Origin of the sequence: Enterobacter sp. 148H3 (genome assembly GCF_034107425.1) — a bacterium.
In the GTDB taxonomy this organism is placed as follows: domain Bacteria; phylum Pseudomonadota; class Gammaproteobacteria; order Enterobacterales; family Enterobacteriaceae; genus Enterobacter; species Enterobacter vonholyi.
The window spans coordinates 49,045-64,642 of the sequence record NZ_JAWNEI010000013.1; the positions used below are offsets into that span (position 1 = coordinate 49,045).

13 protein-coding genes, 1 tRNA gene and 1 other RNA gene are annotated in these 15,598 nt (G+C 50.1%); 6 read left to right on the forward strand and 9 right to left on the reverse strand.

Going from position 1 to position 15,598, the window contains the following annotated elements; all coding sequences use genetic code 11:
* Positions 1–5: 5 nt before the first annotated feature.
* The 4 genes from oppC to USH94_RS17960 all read right to left on the reverse strand — a co-directional run bounded on the left by oppC (position 6) and on the right by USH94_RS17960 (position 4,980).
* Positions 6–914: an oligopeptide ABC transporter permease OppC gene (gene oppC / locus USH94_RS17945; protein ID WP_008502787.1), complete on the reverse strand. Its 909-nt coding sequence runs from the start codon at positions 912–914 to the stop codon at positions 6–8.
* A gap of 12 nt (positions 915–926) precedes the next feature.
* Positions 927–1,847, reverse strand: coding sequence for an oligopeptide ABC transporter permease OppB (oppB, locus tag USH94_RS17950; protein ID WP_008502786.1), 921 nt, complete (start codon positions 1,845–1,847; stop codon positions 927–929).
* Positions 1,848–1,931: 84 nt separating this feature from the next.
* Positions 1,932–3,563 (reverse strand): oligopeptide ABC transporter substrate-binding protein OppA, encoded by a 1,632-nt coding sequence (oppA, locus tag USH94_RS17955; RefSeq protein WP_111965934.1) that lies wholly within the window; start codon positions 3,561–3,563, stop codon positions 1,932–1,934.
* Positions 3,564–4,332: 769 nt separating this feature from the next.
* Positions 4,333–4,980 (reverse strand): YchE family NAAT transporter, encoded by a 648-nt coding sequence (locus tag USH94_RS17960; protein ID WP_008502784.1) that lies wholly within the window; start codon positions 4,978–4,980, stop codon positions 4,333–4,335.
* 478 nt (positions 4,981–5,458) lie between these two features.
* Between USH94_RS17960 and adhE the strand changes: the two genes are divergently transcribed.
* A complete protein-coding gene (gene adhE / locus USH94_RS17965; protein ID WP_059446810.1) occupies positions 5,459–8,137 on the forward strand; it encodes a bifunctional acetaldehyde-CoA/alcohol dehydrogenase in 2,679 nt (892 codons plus the stop codon).
* A gap of 68 nt (positions 8,138–8,205) precedes the next feature.
* Here adhE and tdk read toward each other — a convergent pair whose 3' ends face one another.
* Positions 8,206–8,820 (reverse strand): thymidine kinase, encoded by a 615-nt coding sequence (gene tdk, locus USH94_RS17970; RefSeq protein ID WP_111965933.1) that lies wholly within the window; start codon positions 8,818–8,820, stop codon positions 8,206–8,208.
* A 549-nt stretch (positions 8,821–9,369) separates the two neighbouring features.
* Here tdk and hns point away from each other — a divergent pair.
* Positions 9,370–9,783, forward strand: coding sequence for a histone-like nucleoid-structuring protein H-NS (gene hns, locus USH94_RS17975; RefSeq protein ID WP_008502781.1), 414 nt, complete (start codon positions 9,370–9,372; stop codon positions 9,781–9,783).
* A 202-nt stretch (positions 9,784–9,985) separates the two neighbouring features.
* Here the strand turns inward: hns and galU are convergent, their stop codons facing one another.
* From galU to rssA, 3 genes are all read right to left on the reverse strand, one after another.
* The gene (gene galU, locus USH94_RS17980) at positions 9,986–10,894 is read right to left on the reverse strand and encodes a UTP--glucose-1-phosphate uridylyltransferase GalU (protein WP_008502780.1); all 909 of its coding nucleotides are present in this window, start codon (positions 10,892–10,894) and stop codon (positions 9,986–9,988) included.
* Positions 10,895–11,094: 200 nt separating this feature from the next.
* A complete protein-coding gene (gene rssB / locus USH94_RS17985) occupies positions 11,095–12,108 on the reverse strand; it encodes a two-component system response regulator RssB (protein ID WP_111965932.1) in 1,014 nt (337 codons plus the stop codon).
* Positions 12,109–12,199: 91 nt separating this feature from the next.
* Entirely contained in the window at positions 12,200–13,102 is a 903-nt protein-coding gene (gene rssA / locus USH94_RS17990) for a patatin-like phospholipase RssA (RefSeq protein ID WP_111965931.1), read from the reverse strand.
* 114 nt (positions 13,103–13,216) lie between these two features.
* Between rssA and USH94_RS17995 the strand changes: the two genes are divergently transcribed.
* The 4 genes from USH94_RS17995 (at position 13,217) to USH94_RS18010 (ending at position 14,983) form a co-directional block, all read left to right on the forward strand.
* Positions 13,217–13,675 carry a YchJ family protein gene (locus USH94_RS17995; protein WP_111965930.1) on the forward strand — a complete coding sequence of 153 codons (459 nt, stop codon included), beginning with the start codon at positions 13,217–13,219 and terminating at the stop codon, positions 13,673–13,675.
* 46 nt (positions 13,676–13,721) lie between these two features.
* Positions 13,722–14,564 carry a formyltetrahydrofolate deformylase gene (gene purU, locus USH94_RS18000; RefSeq protein ID WP_023312104.1) on the forward strand — a complete coding sequence of 281 codons (843 nt, stop codon included), beginning with the start codon at positions 13,722–13,724 and terminating at the stop codon, positions 14,562–14,564.
* Between the two features lie 159 nt (positions 14,565–14,723).
* Positions 14,724–14,808: transfer RNA gene (locus USH94_RS18005), tRNA-Tyr, on the forward strand.
* Between the two features lie 44 nt (positions 14,809–14,852).
* Positions 14,853–14,983: non-coding RNA, RtT sRNA (locus USH94_RS18010), on the forward strand.
* A 100-nt stretch (positions 14,984–15,083) separates the two neighbouring features.
* Here USH94_RS18010 and USH94_RS18015 read toward each other — a convergent pair.
* Positions 15,084–15,527, reverse strand: a complete 444-nt coding sequence (locus tag USH94_RS18015; RefSeq protein ID WP_111965961.1) for an Lrp/AsnC family transcriptional regulator — start codon at positions 15,525–15,527, stop codon at positions 15,084–15,086.
* Between the last annotated feature and the right edge of the window lie 71 nt (positions 15,528–15,598).

A 15,598-nucleotide genomic window follows, 5' to 3' on the forward strand; every position in this document is an offset into this window, starting at 1 on the left:
GCTCCTTAACGGTCTTTCGGGTCGAGGGCATCACGCAGGCCATCGCCGATAAAGTTAAAACAAAACAGGGTAACGACCAGGAAACCCGCCGGATAAAGCAGCAGCCACGGAGACACTTCCATTGAGTTTGCGCCATCGCTGAGCAGCGCGCCCCAGCTGCTCAGCGGCTCTTGTGTACCGAGCCCCAGGAAACTCAGGAAAGATTCAAACAGGATCATGCTTGGCACCAGCAGTGAGGCATAGACCACCACCACGCCCAGCACGTTAGGAACGATATGGCGAACCACGATATTCCCGGTAGAGACACCGCCTACCTGCGCCGCTTCGATAAACTCTTTGCGTTTGAGGCTCAGCGTCTGGCCGCGAACAATACGCGCCATATCCAGCCATGACACCATCCCGATGGCAACGAAGATCAACAGGATATTCTGACCAAAGAAGGTCACCAGCAGGATGACGAAGAACATAAACGGGAAGGAGTTCAGAATTTCAAGCAGACGCATCATCACCGAGTCCACTTTGCCGCCAAGGTAGCCGGACAGTGAGCCATAGAGCGTCCCCACGATCACCGCCACCAGAGCGGCAGCAATACCGACCATAAGAGAGATACGACCACCGATAGCGACACGCACCAGCAGATCGCGTCCTGAGGAGTCCGTGCCAAAATAGTGGCCTGATTCCATATCCGGCGCGCTGGACATCATGCCCCAGTCGGTGTCGAAATAGGTAAATTGCGACAGCATCGGCGCCAGGGTCACAAACAGCGCGATGATCACCAGAACCACCAGACTCGCAACCGCCGCGCGGTTGTGCATAAAGCGACGGCGCGCGTCCTGCCAGAGGCTACGACCTTCCACTTCCAGTTTTTCACTGAAGTTTTCCAGCGCCTCGCTGTTTTTCTTACTCAACATCATGGCGTGCTCCAGTTAGTAACGGATTTTCGGGTCGATGACGGCGTACAGGACATCAACGATAGCGTTAAAGAGAATGGTCAGCGCACCGACGAGAATAGTCAGGCTCAGTACCAGCGAATAGTCGCGGTTAAGCGCGCCGTTAACAAACAGCTGGCCGATGCCCGGCAGGCCGTAAATTGTTTCGATAACCATCGAGCCGGTAATGATCCCGACGAATGCCGGTCCCATGTAGGAGAGCACGGGCAACAGTGCCGGCTTAAGCGCGTGGCGGAAGATAATCCGACGCATCGGCAGCCCTTTAGCGCGTGCGGTACGAATGAAGTTCGAGTGCAGCACTTCGATCATTGAACCTCGGGTGATACGCGCGATACTGGCGATGTACGCCAGAGATAATGCCACCATCGGCAAAATCATGAACTTCAATGCCCCGCCGTTCCAGCCGCCGCCAGGCAGCCACTTCAGCGTAATGGCAAATATCATCACCAGTAATGGCGCAACAACGAAGCTGGGTATGACTACCCCGGTCATCGCCACCCCCATTACGGCATAATCCCATTTGGTATTTTGTCTGAGCGCGGCGATAACGCCTGCGGTGACCCCGAAAACGATCGCCAGAATGAATGCCGCAGCACCCAATTTCGCCGAAACCGGGAAGCTGGAGGCCACCAGGTCGTTAACGGAATAGTCTTTATATTTAAATGACGGTCCAAAATCACCGTGGGCCAGCTGCTTCAGGTAATTGAAGTACTGGGTAGAGATAGGATCGTTTAAGTGGTATTTCGCTTCGATATTCGCCATGACTTCTGGCGGCAGCGTACGCTCACCGGTAAATGGACTTCCCGGCGCGAGGCGCATCATGAAGAAGGAAATCGTGATAAGAATAAATAGCGTTGGAATCGCTTCAAGACAGCGACGTAGGATAAATTTCAACATTGCCCGTACCTTCTGGCGTGTGCCTATATAGTGTGACGTTGGTTAGACACCGTGGGGCGAGCGAGCCCGCCCCACTCATTGCCATTAATGCTTGATAATATACAAGTTTTTAACGTAGATATTATCCATCGGGTCTTTACCGGTATACCCACCTACCCACGGTTTCACCAGACGGGCGTTAACGTAGTAGTAAACCGGAACGATCGCGGAATCTTTATCCAGCTGCTGCTCGGCTTTAGAGTACAGTTCTGTACGTTGTGCTTCGTCAGTGGCTTTCAGCGTGTCGCCAATCAGCTTGTCGAATGCCGGGCTCTTATAGTGCGCGGTATTGTTTGAGCTGTCACTCAGCATGGTGTTCAGGAAGGAGGTCGGTTCGTTATAGTCCGCACACCAGCCAGCACGCGCCACGTCAAAGGTACCCTGATGACGGCTGTCGAGGAAGGTCTTCCACTCCTGGTTCTCCAGCTTCACGTTCGCGCCCAGGTTCTTTTTCCAGATCGAGGCGACGGCGATAGCCAGTTTTTTGTGCAGATCGGAGGTGTTGTACAAGAGGCTGAAGGTTAGCGGCTTATCTGCGGTGTAGCCCGCTTCGGCCAGCAGTTTCTTCGCTTCTGCGTTACGCTGTTCCTGAGTCTGTTTGAACCAGTCTGGCTCGGTCAGTTTTGCGCCATCGGTGTATGGAGGGGTATAGCTGTACGCAGGCAGATCGCCCTGGTTTTTCACTTTGTTGACGATGATATCGCGATCCAGTGCCAGCTTCAGCGCGGTACGAACACGTACGTCGGTAAACGGTGCTTTCTGGTTGTTGATTTCATAGTAATAGGTGCACAGGTACGGATCGACGTGAACTTCTTTAGGGATCTCTTTCTTCAGTTTCTGGAACAGTTCAATCGGCATGTTGTTATAGGTCATGTCGATTTCACCGCTGCGGTAGCGGTTAACGTCAGTCACTTCGGACGAAATTGGCAGGTAGGTCACCTGATTAATAACGGTTTTAGCGTTGTCCCAGTATTGCGGGTTACGCTCAAGCACCATACGCTCGTTGACCACCCAGTCTTTCAGCTTATAGGCACCGTTGGTCACGATATTGGCAGGCTGGGTCCATTTCTCACCAAATTTTTCCACGGCAGATTTTGGTACCGGGGAGACGGACGGGTGAACCAGCAGCTTATAGAAGTACGGAACAGGTTCGCTCAACGTCACTTCGAAGGTATTGGCATCGATCGCTTTAACGCCCAGATCGGTGATTGGTTTTTTGCCCGCGATGATGTCATCAATATTGGCGATGTGGCCATATTGCAGGTAGCTCGCATACGGAGAGGCGGTAGTAGGATTCGCCAGACGCTGCCAGCTATAAACGAAATCTTCAGCCGTGACCGGCGTACCGTCGGACCATTTCGCATCCTTACGCAGATGGAAGGTCCAGACTTTGAAATCTTTGTTTTCCCATTTTTCTGCGACACCCGGTGCCGGGTGGCCGTCTACGTCTGTCACCAGCAGGCCTTCGAACAGGTCGCGGTTAACGTTAGACTCAGGAACACCTTCAATTTTGTGCGGGTCAAGAGACTGAACTTCCGCACCGTTGTTACGCACCAGCGTCTGTTTCTCAGCCAGTTGAACACCTGCAGGAACGTCCGCAGCCATTGCAGCGTTGCCCGCGATTAGCGCAGTTAAAATCCCCGCCGCTACCAGATTTTTTTTTGTGATGATGGACATTGTGTTGGTACTCCACTCATTATAATGACTGGCCTTCGCCAGCTGTGTAATCCCCTGTTGGGGCCTGTACAGCGCAGGAGTTTTTTTTGCTGCTGTCAGGTTCTTCTTTTACTGCTTGCTATCACCGACTTTTTTATTACTGACCGCTCGTATGGCCGTCTTGCGTCGATTCTTTACAGGCCTCCCCTGTTTGAGGCCTGGGCTGGATATCTGAGATGAGAACCATATGAAAATAATTCTCATCTGCTTGTTTTATGCTGCAAAATATTAGGCCGGAAAGTATCAAATGGCGTAAACGTGCGCCAATACATTTTGCAAATTTGTTAAGCAATTCTCTTTTACGGTGAGTGCCGTATCGTTGAGGGCAGCCTTGCCGGACATCGAACATCACTAAAAAACATGACATTCAATAGGATAGAGAAAACTTTCTCTACAAGCGCGTCGCTGCGCTATCATCGAGTGATTTTGTACAAAAATTTAACAACTGGTTATTATTTAGCACATTCATCTAGGGGAATGTTGAAATTACTAATATCATTTCGGTTATCTCTCAGCAAGCCCCAGAGTATCATGTGAGTAAAATAACAGAGCGATCGAAGATTTTCTGTGCAGGCGGGTTTTAGGGGGATTAATAACTTATTGAAATACAAGTAATGAACATTATTAGTAGAATTTATTATGATATGTGAGCATTTCAACTTTAGTTATAGGATTTACTGATAATGACGTAAAAAAACGGAGCCGTTGCTCCGTTCTTTCATACGAAATATCAGTGCAGCAAACCGGGGAAAATACTTTTAATTCCCGTCACGATAAATTCAATCCCTAACGCCATCAACAGCAGGCCCATGATACGCGTTATGACGTTAATTCCCGTCTGCCCCAACAGGCGTACAAGCCAGGGCGCCATGCGGAACACTCCCCAACAGCAGAGCGCAAAAATAGCAATTGCGACGGAAAAACCGATCAGGTGCATCAGGCTATGGTATCGCGTCCCCCAGACAATGGTTGAACTAATGGCACCAGGACCGGCCATGAGCGGTAAGGCCAGTGGCACCACGCCAATACTTTCGCGGATGGCAGTTTCTGACTTCTCCTGCTTGTTCTGCTTATCCTCGCCGAGCTTACCGCTGATCATGGACATAGCGATGGTTACCACCAGGATCCCACCCGCAATACGGAAAGAATCGATTGAAATCCCGAACAGTTGAAGAATCGTGTCTCCAAGAAAAAGGGAGGTCAGCAATATGATAGCGACCGACAGGTTAGCGGTAAGGTTGGTCTTGTTCCTGGCCGCCGCCGTCTGGTAACTCGTCATACTAATGAAGACAGGAATGATCCCCACCGGGTTGACCAGGGCAAACAAACCAATAAAAAATTTAAAATACGTTGGAAAATCAAAGAGCGTTTGGATCACGTTTTGCTCCGCTTATACACATGCCCGGGACTGACAATTTGTCGTGAGAAATCGCGCTGAAGATACCCTTTTTATCAGCATACTTCACTTGAAATCTGTACCAAAACGTTATCATTTCAGGATGTTAAACAGATGTATAATCAATGATAGTGCTGCTTCCAATACTTACTTAATTATTTAACACTGGAAAAATCTCAAAGAAATAACCCTGCTGAAAGGTATCAGCTTGGGGAAAAATTGACACAGATCATGATTTCAGTACTCAGAAGTGAGTAATCTTGGTTACACCCCCAGGGAGGTCACCTGACAAAAAGGGATGATGCTAAGGTAAGGCTCTTTTAGTAAATTAGTGTGCTGATGCAGAAAGTAACTCTTTGTTTTACTTTGTGTTACGCAAGTCGTATCGGCTCTGTCTATACTGTGTGACGTATCGAGCGCTGGTTTACTAAAAGAGTTTAAACATTATCAGGAGAGCATTATGGCTGTTACTAATATCGCTGAACTGAACGCCCTCGTCGAGCGCGTTAAAAAAGCCCAGCGTGAATATGCCAATTTCACCCAAGAACAGGTTGATAAAATCTTCCGCGCGGCCGCACTGGCTGCTGCAGATGCTCGAATCCCTCTCGCTAAAATGGCCGTTGCCGAATCCGGCATGGGTATCGTGGAAGATAAAGTGATTAAAAACCACTTCGCTTCCGAGTATATCTACAACGCCTATAAAGATGAGAAAACCTGTGGCGTGCTGTCCGAAGACGACACCTTCGGTACCATCACTATCGCTGAACCTATCGGCATTATCTGCGGTATTGTTCCGACCACTAACCCAACGTCTACAGCTATCTTCAAATCACTGATTAGCCTGAAGACCCGTAACGCAATCATCTTCTCTCCACATCCACGTGCGAAAGACGCGACTAACAAAGCTGCGGATATCGTCCTGCAGGCGGCGATCGCAGCTGGTGCACCAAAAGATCTGATTGGCTGGATCGACCAACCTTCCGTTGAGCTCTCCAATGCGCTGATGCATCACCCGGACATTAACCTGATTCTGGCGACCGGTGGTCCTGGCATGGTTAAAGCTGCATACAGTTCCGGTAAACCAGCGATCGGTGTTGGCGCCGGTAACACCCCTGTTGTTATCGACGAAACCGCTGACATCAAACGAGCCGTTGCGTCTGTACTGATGTCTAAAACCTTCGATAACGGCGTTATCTGTGCATCTGAACAGTCTGTTGTTGTCGTAGACTCTGTTTACGACGCAGTTCGTGAACGTTTCGCCAGCCACGGCGGCTACCTGCTGCAGGGCAAAGAGCTGAAAGCAGTTCAGGACATTATCCTGAAAAATGGCGCGCTGAACGCCGCTATCGTGGGTCAGCCAGCGTACAAAATCGCTGAACTTGCAGGCTTTACCGTCCCGGCTACAACCAAAATCCTGATCGGTGAAGTGAAAGTTGTCGACGAGAGCGAGCCGTTTGCACACGAAAAACTGTCTCCTACGCTTGCCATGTACCGTGCGAAAGATTTCGAAGACGCGGTAGAGAAAGCTGAGAAGCTGGTTGCCATGGGCGGTATCGGTCACACGTCTTGCCTGTACACCGACCAGGATAACCAGCCAGAACGCGTCGCTCACTTCGGTCAGATGATGAAAACTGCGCGTATCCTGATCAACACCCCTGCTTCCCAGGGTGGTATCGGTGACCTTTACAACTTCAAACTCGCACCTTCCCTGACTCTGGGTTGTGGTTCCTGGGGTGGTAACTCCATCTCTGAAAACGTTGGTCCAAAACATCTGATCAACAAGAAAACCGTTGCTAAGCGAGCTGAAAACATGTTGTGGCACAAACTTCCGAAATCTATCTACTTCCGCCGTGGCTCACTGCCAATCGCGCTGGATGAAGTGATTACTGATGGCCACAAACGTGCGCTCATCGTGACTGACCGTTTCCTGTTCAACAACGGCTACGCTGACCAGATTACCTCTGTGCTGAAAGCGGCTGGCGTTGAAACTGAAGTGTTCTTTGAAGTTGAAGCTGACCCTACCCTGAGCGTTGTACGTAAAGGTGCTGAGCTGGCTAATTCCTTCAAACCAGATGTGATTATCGCACTGGGCGGTGGTTCCCCAATGGATGCCGCGAAAATCATGTGGGTCATGTACGAGCACCCTGAAACCCACTTCGAAGAACTGGCGCTGCGCTTTATGGATATCCGTAAACGTATCTACAAGTTCCCGAAAATGGGCGTAAAAGCCAAAATGATCGCGGTAACCACTACTTCCGGTACCGGTTCAGAAGTTACACCATTTGCGGTAGTAACAGACGATGCGACAGGTCAGAAATACCCACTGGCTGACTACGCGCTGACCCCAGACATGGCTATCGTTGATGCAAACCTGGTCATGGAAATGCCTAAGTCACTGTGTGCTTTCGGTGGTCTGGATGCGGTAACTCACGCCCTGGAAGCCTACGTTTCTGTACTGGCATCTGAGTTCTCTGACGGTCAGGCTCTGCAGGCTTTGAAACTGCTGAAAGAAAACCTGCCAGCGTCCTACAATGAAGGGTCTAAAAACCCAGTAGCACGTGAACGCGTTCACAGCGCAGCAACCATCGCCGGTATCGCGTTTGCCAACGCCTTCCTGGGTGTTTGCCACTCAATGGCGCACAAACTGGGTTCACAGTTCCACATTCCTCACGGTCTGGCGAACGCCCTGTTGATCAGCAACGTTATCCGTTATAACGCTAACGACAACCCAACTAAACAGACTGCTTTCAGCCAGTACGACCGTCCACAAGCACGTCGTCGCTATGCTGAAATCGCTGACCACCTTGGTCTGAGCGCACCGGGCGACCGTACTGCTGCGAAGATTGAGAAACTGCTGGCATGGCTGGAAAGCCTGAAAGCTGAGCTGGGTATTCCTAAATCTATCCGTGAAGCAGGCGTTCAGGAAGCTGACTTCCTCGCTCATGTAGATAAGCTGTCTGAAGATGCCTTCGATGACCAGTGTACTGGTGCTAACCCGCGCTACCCACTGATCTCCGAGCTGAAACAGATTCTGCTGGATACCTACTATGGTCGTGAGTTCAAAGAAGGTGATGTTGCCGCTGTGAAAACAGAAGTTCCTGTCATCAAAGCTGACAAGAAAGCGAAGAAAAGCGCTTAATTGACAGCAGCAGATGAAAAACCCGCCTTATTGGCGGGTTTTTTTATGTCTGAATAACAAGACTGACATTATTTTCTGTTGTCGTGCTGAATCGCCGTCAGCGAGCCTACAGACAACGCTTCTTTATAATGCTTACGGCAGACCGAAACATAGCGTTCATTACCGCCTATCACCACCTGCTCACCATCTGCATAAGGTTTACCGGCCTGGTCAAGACGAAGCACCATACTGGCTTTGCGACCGCAGAAGCAGATCGTTTTTAATTCGACGAGTTTATCCGACCAGGCGAGCAAATACTGACTCCCGGCAAACAGCTCACCGCGAAAATCCGTGCGCAGACCGTAACAAAGAACGGGGATATCAAGCTCATCGACCACTTCTGACAGGGCATATACCTGTTCACGCGTCAGAAACTGGCTCTCATCGACCAGGACACAGTGAATCGGCTGTGCAGCATGTTCTGCATGAATGTCTTCAAACAGATCGGTTTTCGGGTTAAAAAGCCTCGCAGGCGACGAGAGTCCTATTCTTGAGCTCACCTTCCCTGCACCAAAGCGATCGTCAATTTCAGCCGTATAAACAACGGTTCGCATCCCGCGCTCCTGGTAATTGTACGAGGATTGCAGCAACGCGGTGGATTTCCCGGCATTCATTGCCGAATAGTAGAAATAAAGTTGTGCCATTGGCCGTAAAACCCTAATCAATGTGTAATATTCCCGATGAGTCATTGTACCATATTTTGTCTGGTCATCAGCGATGTAGCACACAGGGGAAGCGTTTCAGCGAGGAGTTTACAACCTTCTTTTTATGAAAATAGCCCGTTAAAACATGTAGTAAACACCCTCTCCTCGGCCAATATGTTATATGTTCAGCAAAACATAACACTGCTTTTTATAGTGGAATCCCCGTTCATTAAAATTCACTATTTATTAACTATTTCAGTCTTAACATCACGGAGGGGAACTAATACAAAAGGCTGATATTTCTCCGCCGCAACTATAATTCCTGCGGGAAATGTCACAAAAAAAAGACACAATCGACCGGGTTAAGCAGCTTCCGGTGATAACAACCGAGACTGCTGGGCGGTGAAATTTAAGTTAGCGTAATTAATAATAGCGCCATTATTTAGTATTTTTTGAATTCCTTACATTCCTGGCTATTGCACAACTGAATTTATGGCTCTATTATTAGGTCAACAAACCACCCCCCATTATAAGTTTGAGATTACTACAATGAGCGAAGCACTTAAAATTCTGAACAACATCCGTACTCTTCGTGCGCAGGCAAGAGAATGCACCCTCGAAACGCTTGAAGAAATGCTGGAAAAATTAGAAGTTGTAGTTAATGAACGTCGCGAAGAAGAAAGCGCTGCAGCGGCTGAAATCGAAGAGCGTACTCGTAAACTGCAGCAATATCGTGAAATGCTGATTGCTGATGGTATCGATCCAAATGAATTGCTGAACAGCATGGCTGCCGCTAAAACCGGTACTAAAGCCAAGCGTGCGGCACGTCCTGCTAAATATAGCTACGTTGACGAGAACGGCGAAACTAAAACCTGGACTGGCCAGGGTCGTACTCCTGCTGTAATCAAGAAAGCGATGGATGAGCAGGGTAAACAGCTGGACGACTTCCTGATCAAGGATTAATCGAGCCATATTCAGAAAAATCCCGCATATTGCGGGATTTTTTTTAACCTAAATTTGTCGCATACATCCTCTTACACTCTGTCATAAAGCATTATTTAGCAATTTCATCGACTGTACTTTCAGACAGGTTTTTGGGAGTGTTATGGGCATAAAAAAACCGGTGGGCAATGCCTCACCGGTTTCGAACATTTACAACCGTGGCTTATTTCTTAATACCTACGCTCTCTTTGAGCCAGGTTTTAAATTCTTCACCAAGGGTATTGTGGCGGATACCATATTCAACAAACGCCTGCATATAACCGAGCTTATTACCGCAGTCATGGCTCTTACCTTTCATATGGTAGGCCTCAACGGTCTCTTTCTCGATCAGCATATCGATGGCATCCGTCAGCTGGATCTCATCACCCGCTCCTGGAGGCGTTTTAGCCAGCAGAGGCCAGATTTCAGCACTCAGGACATAGCGACCTACAACGGCAAGGTTTGAAGGCGCTACGTCGGCTTTAGGCTTCTCTACGACACCAACCATTGGCACACTTTCGCCCGGCTCAAGGTTAACGCCTTTGCAGTCAACCACACCGTATGCCGTTACGTCTTCAACAGGCTCAACCATAATCTGGCTACTGCCGGTTTCGTCGAAACGTTTGATCATTTCAGCCAGGTTATCCTGAGAAAGATCGGATTCGTATTCGTCCAGAATTACGTCAGGCAGAATTACCGCTACAGGCTCATCACCTACAACAGGATGCGCGCACATAACAGCGTGGCCCAGACCTTTAGCCAGGCCCTGACGAACCTGCATAATGGTGACGTGTGGAGGGCAAATAGATTGAACTTCTTCTAAGAGCTGACGCTTAACACGCTTTTCCAGCATGGCTTCAAGTTCAAAGCTTGTATCGAAATGGTTTTCGATAGAGTTTTTAGATGAATGCGTAACCAGCACAATTTCAGTGATGCCGGCTGCGATACATTCATTAACGACATACTGGATTAATGGCTTATCAACCAGAGGCAGCATCTCTTTAGGAATCGCCTTAGTTGCTGGTAACATCCTGGTCCCCAATCCCGCTACCGGGATAACGGCCTTTCTGACTTTCGAATTTAGGGCAGCCATTCAAATTCTCCTGAGCTGTTCAAGTTTTGAACTTTTATGCAATAAATAACGCGTTGAGTATATCAGCCTCGCCCCGCAGTCCGGGTCTGAAAAGAACGCGTTGCCGATCAATTAGGACAAATACGCATGAATCTGGGCAGCGATAGTAGCACTCCCCGTAAAACACAGGTAAAGCAATCTTAAAATTAAGATCCAATTGCTTATTCCGTGGACAACATTAAGCGTAGCCGTCCCCCGGCGCCCCAAATTTGGCACTGCCAGGAGGAACAGCGGTGGCTAATTTGATTAAGATAAGCCGTTCCCATTGTCCCAAGCGGCACGCCGTTACTCACCTGAATATGATGTTCACCGGTATTCAGTGAAGCGTTGAGACCTGCTGAGACAAGGATCAGATTTTTTAAACCGCTGTGGTAATAGCCGACCAGAAGCGGGAACTGTCCAGGTAAATTGGCCTGACGAAAAAGCTGGTTTACTTGTTTGAGTAAACTGCCTAACTCCGGTAGCCGTTGTCCCTGATGCGATAACTGTTCCTGCAACAAACCATTAAATAGCGCGCGAAGAAGTAACGCGGCTAATACACCGTTATCCCCTGCCCGGGTGACATCCAGAGAATAAAACGCAAGGTCGGTATCAGATAAAGGTGCGATATCCAGCACCAGTCCTGGCTGGTCAGCCGCTACCAGCTGGCGATAATTTACGCGACAGTGTGAAATAGTTTGCTGCACGGGCGGCTGGAGCTCTTGCAATAGTTTCGCCGCAGCAGGCGGATTACTCACCAGGGCATCCCAGTCCTGGAAAAGACGCTCCTCTTCCTCTACTCGGGAATTAAACATATTGGGATAAAGGCACGCCAGGACCGTTTCACGCAGCCGGTTCAGATCCTTGACCGGTTTAAGCAGAATATCCTGGACGCCAAGACGTAATGCTTTGGCAATATCCGCCATATTCTCTGTGGCAGAGATCACCAGAATCGGCGTCTGGTTACCTTCGTTACGCAGATGTTCAACCAGCTTCAGTCCATTCATGCGCGGCATCGCTATGTCGCAAATCATCAAATCGGGCGTAATGCCGATCATTTTTTCCAGGGCATCGATGCCATCTTCAGCCAGTGACGTCACTGCGCCCAGCGAGGATAACCACGAATCCAGTAGCGATCGGAAAACGGGCTCGTCTTCAACAATCAAAATGTGTTTTCCGGCCAATGGCTGCGTCATGGTTCCTCCCCTGGCTGACAGTAACTAAATAGTGGCATGCGATCGGCACTATCGCCTGTCAGATTTTGCTGAAGTAGTCAAAAAAAGGTGCTTAACGTGCGGTCTGCACAAAAGGCAACAATTCGTCTATTTTCTTTTCGACGGCTAACGAGCCCGCTGCGATGGCGGCCTCAGCCCGATGGAAATCAAGAGTAGAGATTTGCGGACAGTACGGCTGAATAAGGATATCCGGAGGGTCGCCTGCCATACGGTTACGTTTAAGGCGATTCTCGAGTACCTGTATTGACGTGGTCATGATTTCTATCGCCGTCGGCGCGGTAACCGAGCGTCGCGCGGCCATACGCCCGATTCTGCCGCGCAGGCGCTCGTGCCAGGCCAGTTTCTCGTCCTCGGCATCTTCGCTCTGCAGATTGACCGGCATGAGGTCCTGTTGCATCAGGTGGGCATCGTGCTGCAGATCGACGGCAATCACGATATCCGCCCCCATTGCACGGGTCAGAGAAATGGGAACCGGGTTAACGACGCCACCATCGACAAGCCAGTAACCGTTGTGTGGGACAGGCGCCATGAGCCCCGGCATACTGCAGGAGGCGCGCACGGCAAGATGGATATCCCCTTCGGTTAGCCAAAGTTCGCGTCCTGTACTGAGGTTCGTCGCGACGGCGCCGAAAGGCATCTGACAATCAGTGAAGTCTTCGAGAGGCATAACCTGGCGGAACTGGTTAAAAACACGTTCGCCGCGCAACAGTCCACCACGCTGCCAGGAGAGGTCCATCAGACGCAGCACGTCCCAGTAGCTGAAGGAACGCACCCAAGTCTCGAGTTCCGTAAGCTTTCCGCACGCGTAAGCGGATCCGACAAGCGATCCGATTGAACATCCTGCGACAATATCTACGTCAATGCCCATCTTGTTTAAGGCATTAATCACGCCGATGTGTGACCATCCCCGGGCTGCACCTGAGCCCAGCGCCAGTCCAATTTTAACCTTTCTCATTAGCCCTGTTTTACTTCCCCTGGATTCCTGACATAGCGTCAACGCAACAGCTCAGTTAACATAGTGCTACCCGAAGCGTTTTACGCCTTTATTTTTTGTTCCAGGAAGAGAATCGTGTCTCAACTCTGCCCTTGTGGTAGCGCTCTGGAGTATAGCCTATGTTGCCAGCGATATCTGTCTGGCGATCAGGTTGCACCAGACCCGTCACACCTCATGCGTTCACGTTACACCGCTTTTGTGATCAAAGACGCAGACTACCTGATTAAAACCTGGCATCCCTCCTGCCACGCTGCCGAATTCAGAAAGGACATCGAAGCCGGCTTCGCGAACACGCAGTGGCTCGGCCTCACCGTCTATGAATCCTCAACTGGCAGTCATGTTGATGAAGGTTACGTCAGCTTTGTAGCCCGTTTTAACGAGAATAATAAACCGGGGGCCATTATCGAACGTTCCCGGTTCTTAAAGGAAAGCGGGCAGTGGTATTATATTGACGGAACGCGCCCACAGTTTGGTCGTAACGATCCCTGCCCGTGTGGTTCAGGTAAAAAATTCAAAAAGTGTTGCGGGCAGTAATGCCTGACAACCCAGATTTCGCAAATACAAACAGGATTTACCGGCGATGCAATCATTACAACGTAAAGTTCTGCGCACCATCTGTCCCGATCAAAAAGGGCTGATCGCACGAATTACCAACATTTGCTATAAACATGAACTGAATATCGTGCAGAACAACGAGTTCGTTGACCACCGTACCGGCCGCTTCTTTATGCGTACCGAACTGGAAGGTATTTTCAACGACACCACTCTGCTGGCCGATCTGGACAGCGCGCTTCCGGAAGGTTCCGTGCGCGAACTGACCCCAGCCGGTCGACGCCGCATCGTGATCCTGGTGACCAAAGAAGCACACTGTCTTGGCGACCTGCTGATGAAAGCAAACTACGGCGGTCTGGACGTCGAAATTGCTGCCGTTATTGGCAACCACGAGACGCTGCGCACGCTGGTCGAACGCTTTGATATTCCTTTCGAGCTGGTCAGCCACGAAGGCCATACGCGTGAAGAACACGACGATTTGATGGCCCAGGCCATTGAAGCGCATAACCCGGACTACGTGGTGCTGGCGAAATACATGCGCGTGTTAACGCCATCTTTCGTGGCGCGTTTCCCGAACAAGATCATCAACATTCACCACTCGTTCCTGCCGGCCTTTATTGGTGCGCGTCCATACCACCAGGCGTACGAGCGTGGCGTGAAGATTATTGGCGCGACAGCCCACTACGTGAATGACAACCTGGACGAAGGTCCCATCATCATGCAGGACGTGATTCATGTGGATCACACTTACACCGCTGAGGACATGATGCGTGCAGGGCGTGACGTTGAGAAGAATGTGTTAAGCCGCGCGCTATATCAGGTGCTGGCGCAGCGTGTCTTTGTCTATGGCAACAGAACCATCATTCTTTAATCTTTCGGAAAATGAATTGATTAGCTTTGCGCCTTTACGGATAAAAAGCAGGCAAACAGCTTCATTTCCCTAAAGGAATGCTTTACAGGGGCGTCTCATTTGATATGATGCGCCCCGCTTCCAGCAGGAAGCAGGCCAGTAAAAAAAGCATTACCCCGTGGTGGGGTTCCCGAGCGGCCAAAGGGAGCAGACTGTAAATCTGCCGTCATCGACTTCGAAGGTTCGAATCCTTCCCCCACCACCATCACTTTCAAACGACACTTAACATTCAGCTCGCACCGTGCATCATGTATTTCCGCAAGGGGAAGGATGAGAAGCTTCGACTAAGATTCGATTCGAGCGCAGCGAGAAAGCGTTGCCGCAGGCAACGACCCGAAGGGCGAGGCGCAACGCGCCGAGTAATCCTTCCCCCGCCACCATCACTTCCAGCAACATCCCAAGTCATATTAAAACCAAACACTCAACCGAATCCGCCTCTGTAGGCCGGGTAAGGCGCAGCCGCCACCCGGCGAAAAAGGGCTAGATCGGCGGCAAACGACGCCTGACCGGTGAACTTTTCACAATCGACGTATTACACTGGGCATGTTCCGCCAGCCCATCCAGCAGCGCATCAAGCTGTTCGATTGACCGCACCACCAGCCTGATGACAAAGCAGTCCTCCCCGGTCACCTTGTCGCTCTCAATACACTCCGGCATCGCCTGAATATACTTATCCACCTTATGCAACAACCCCGGCAAAGGCCGCACGCGCACCAGCGCCTGCAGCGTATACCCCAGCGCCGCCAGGTTCACCCGTGCACCATAACCCTCAATCACACCGCGCTCTTCCAGCCTTTTAAGACGTTCTGCCGTGCTGGGAGACGTCAGACCGATGCGGCCGCTGAGCACCTTCAACGACATGCGCGCATCCTCAACCATGCAGGCTAAAATTTGCCGGTCGATATCATCAATAAGGTATTCCATCGCTTTCACCTAATTTTAAAAAGCCATTGCTGCATTTCACCTTATCTCATCCCTGTAAAACCCGACAGCGA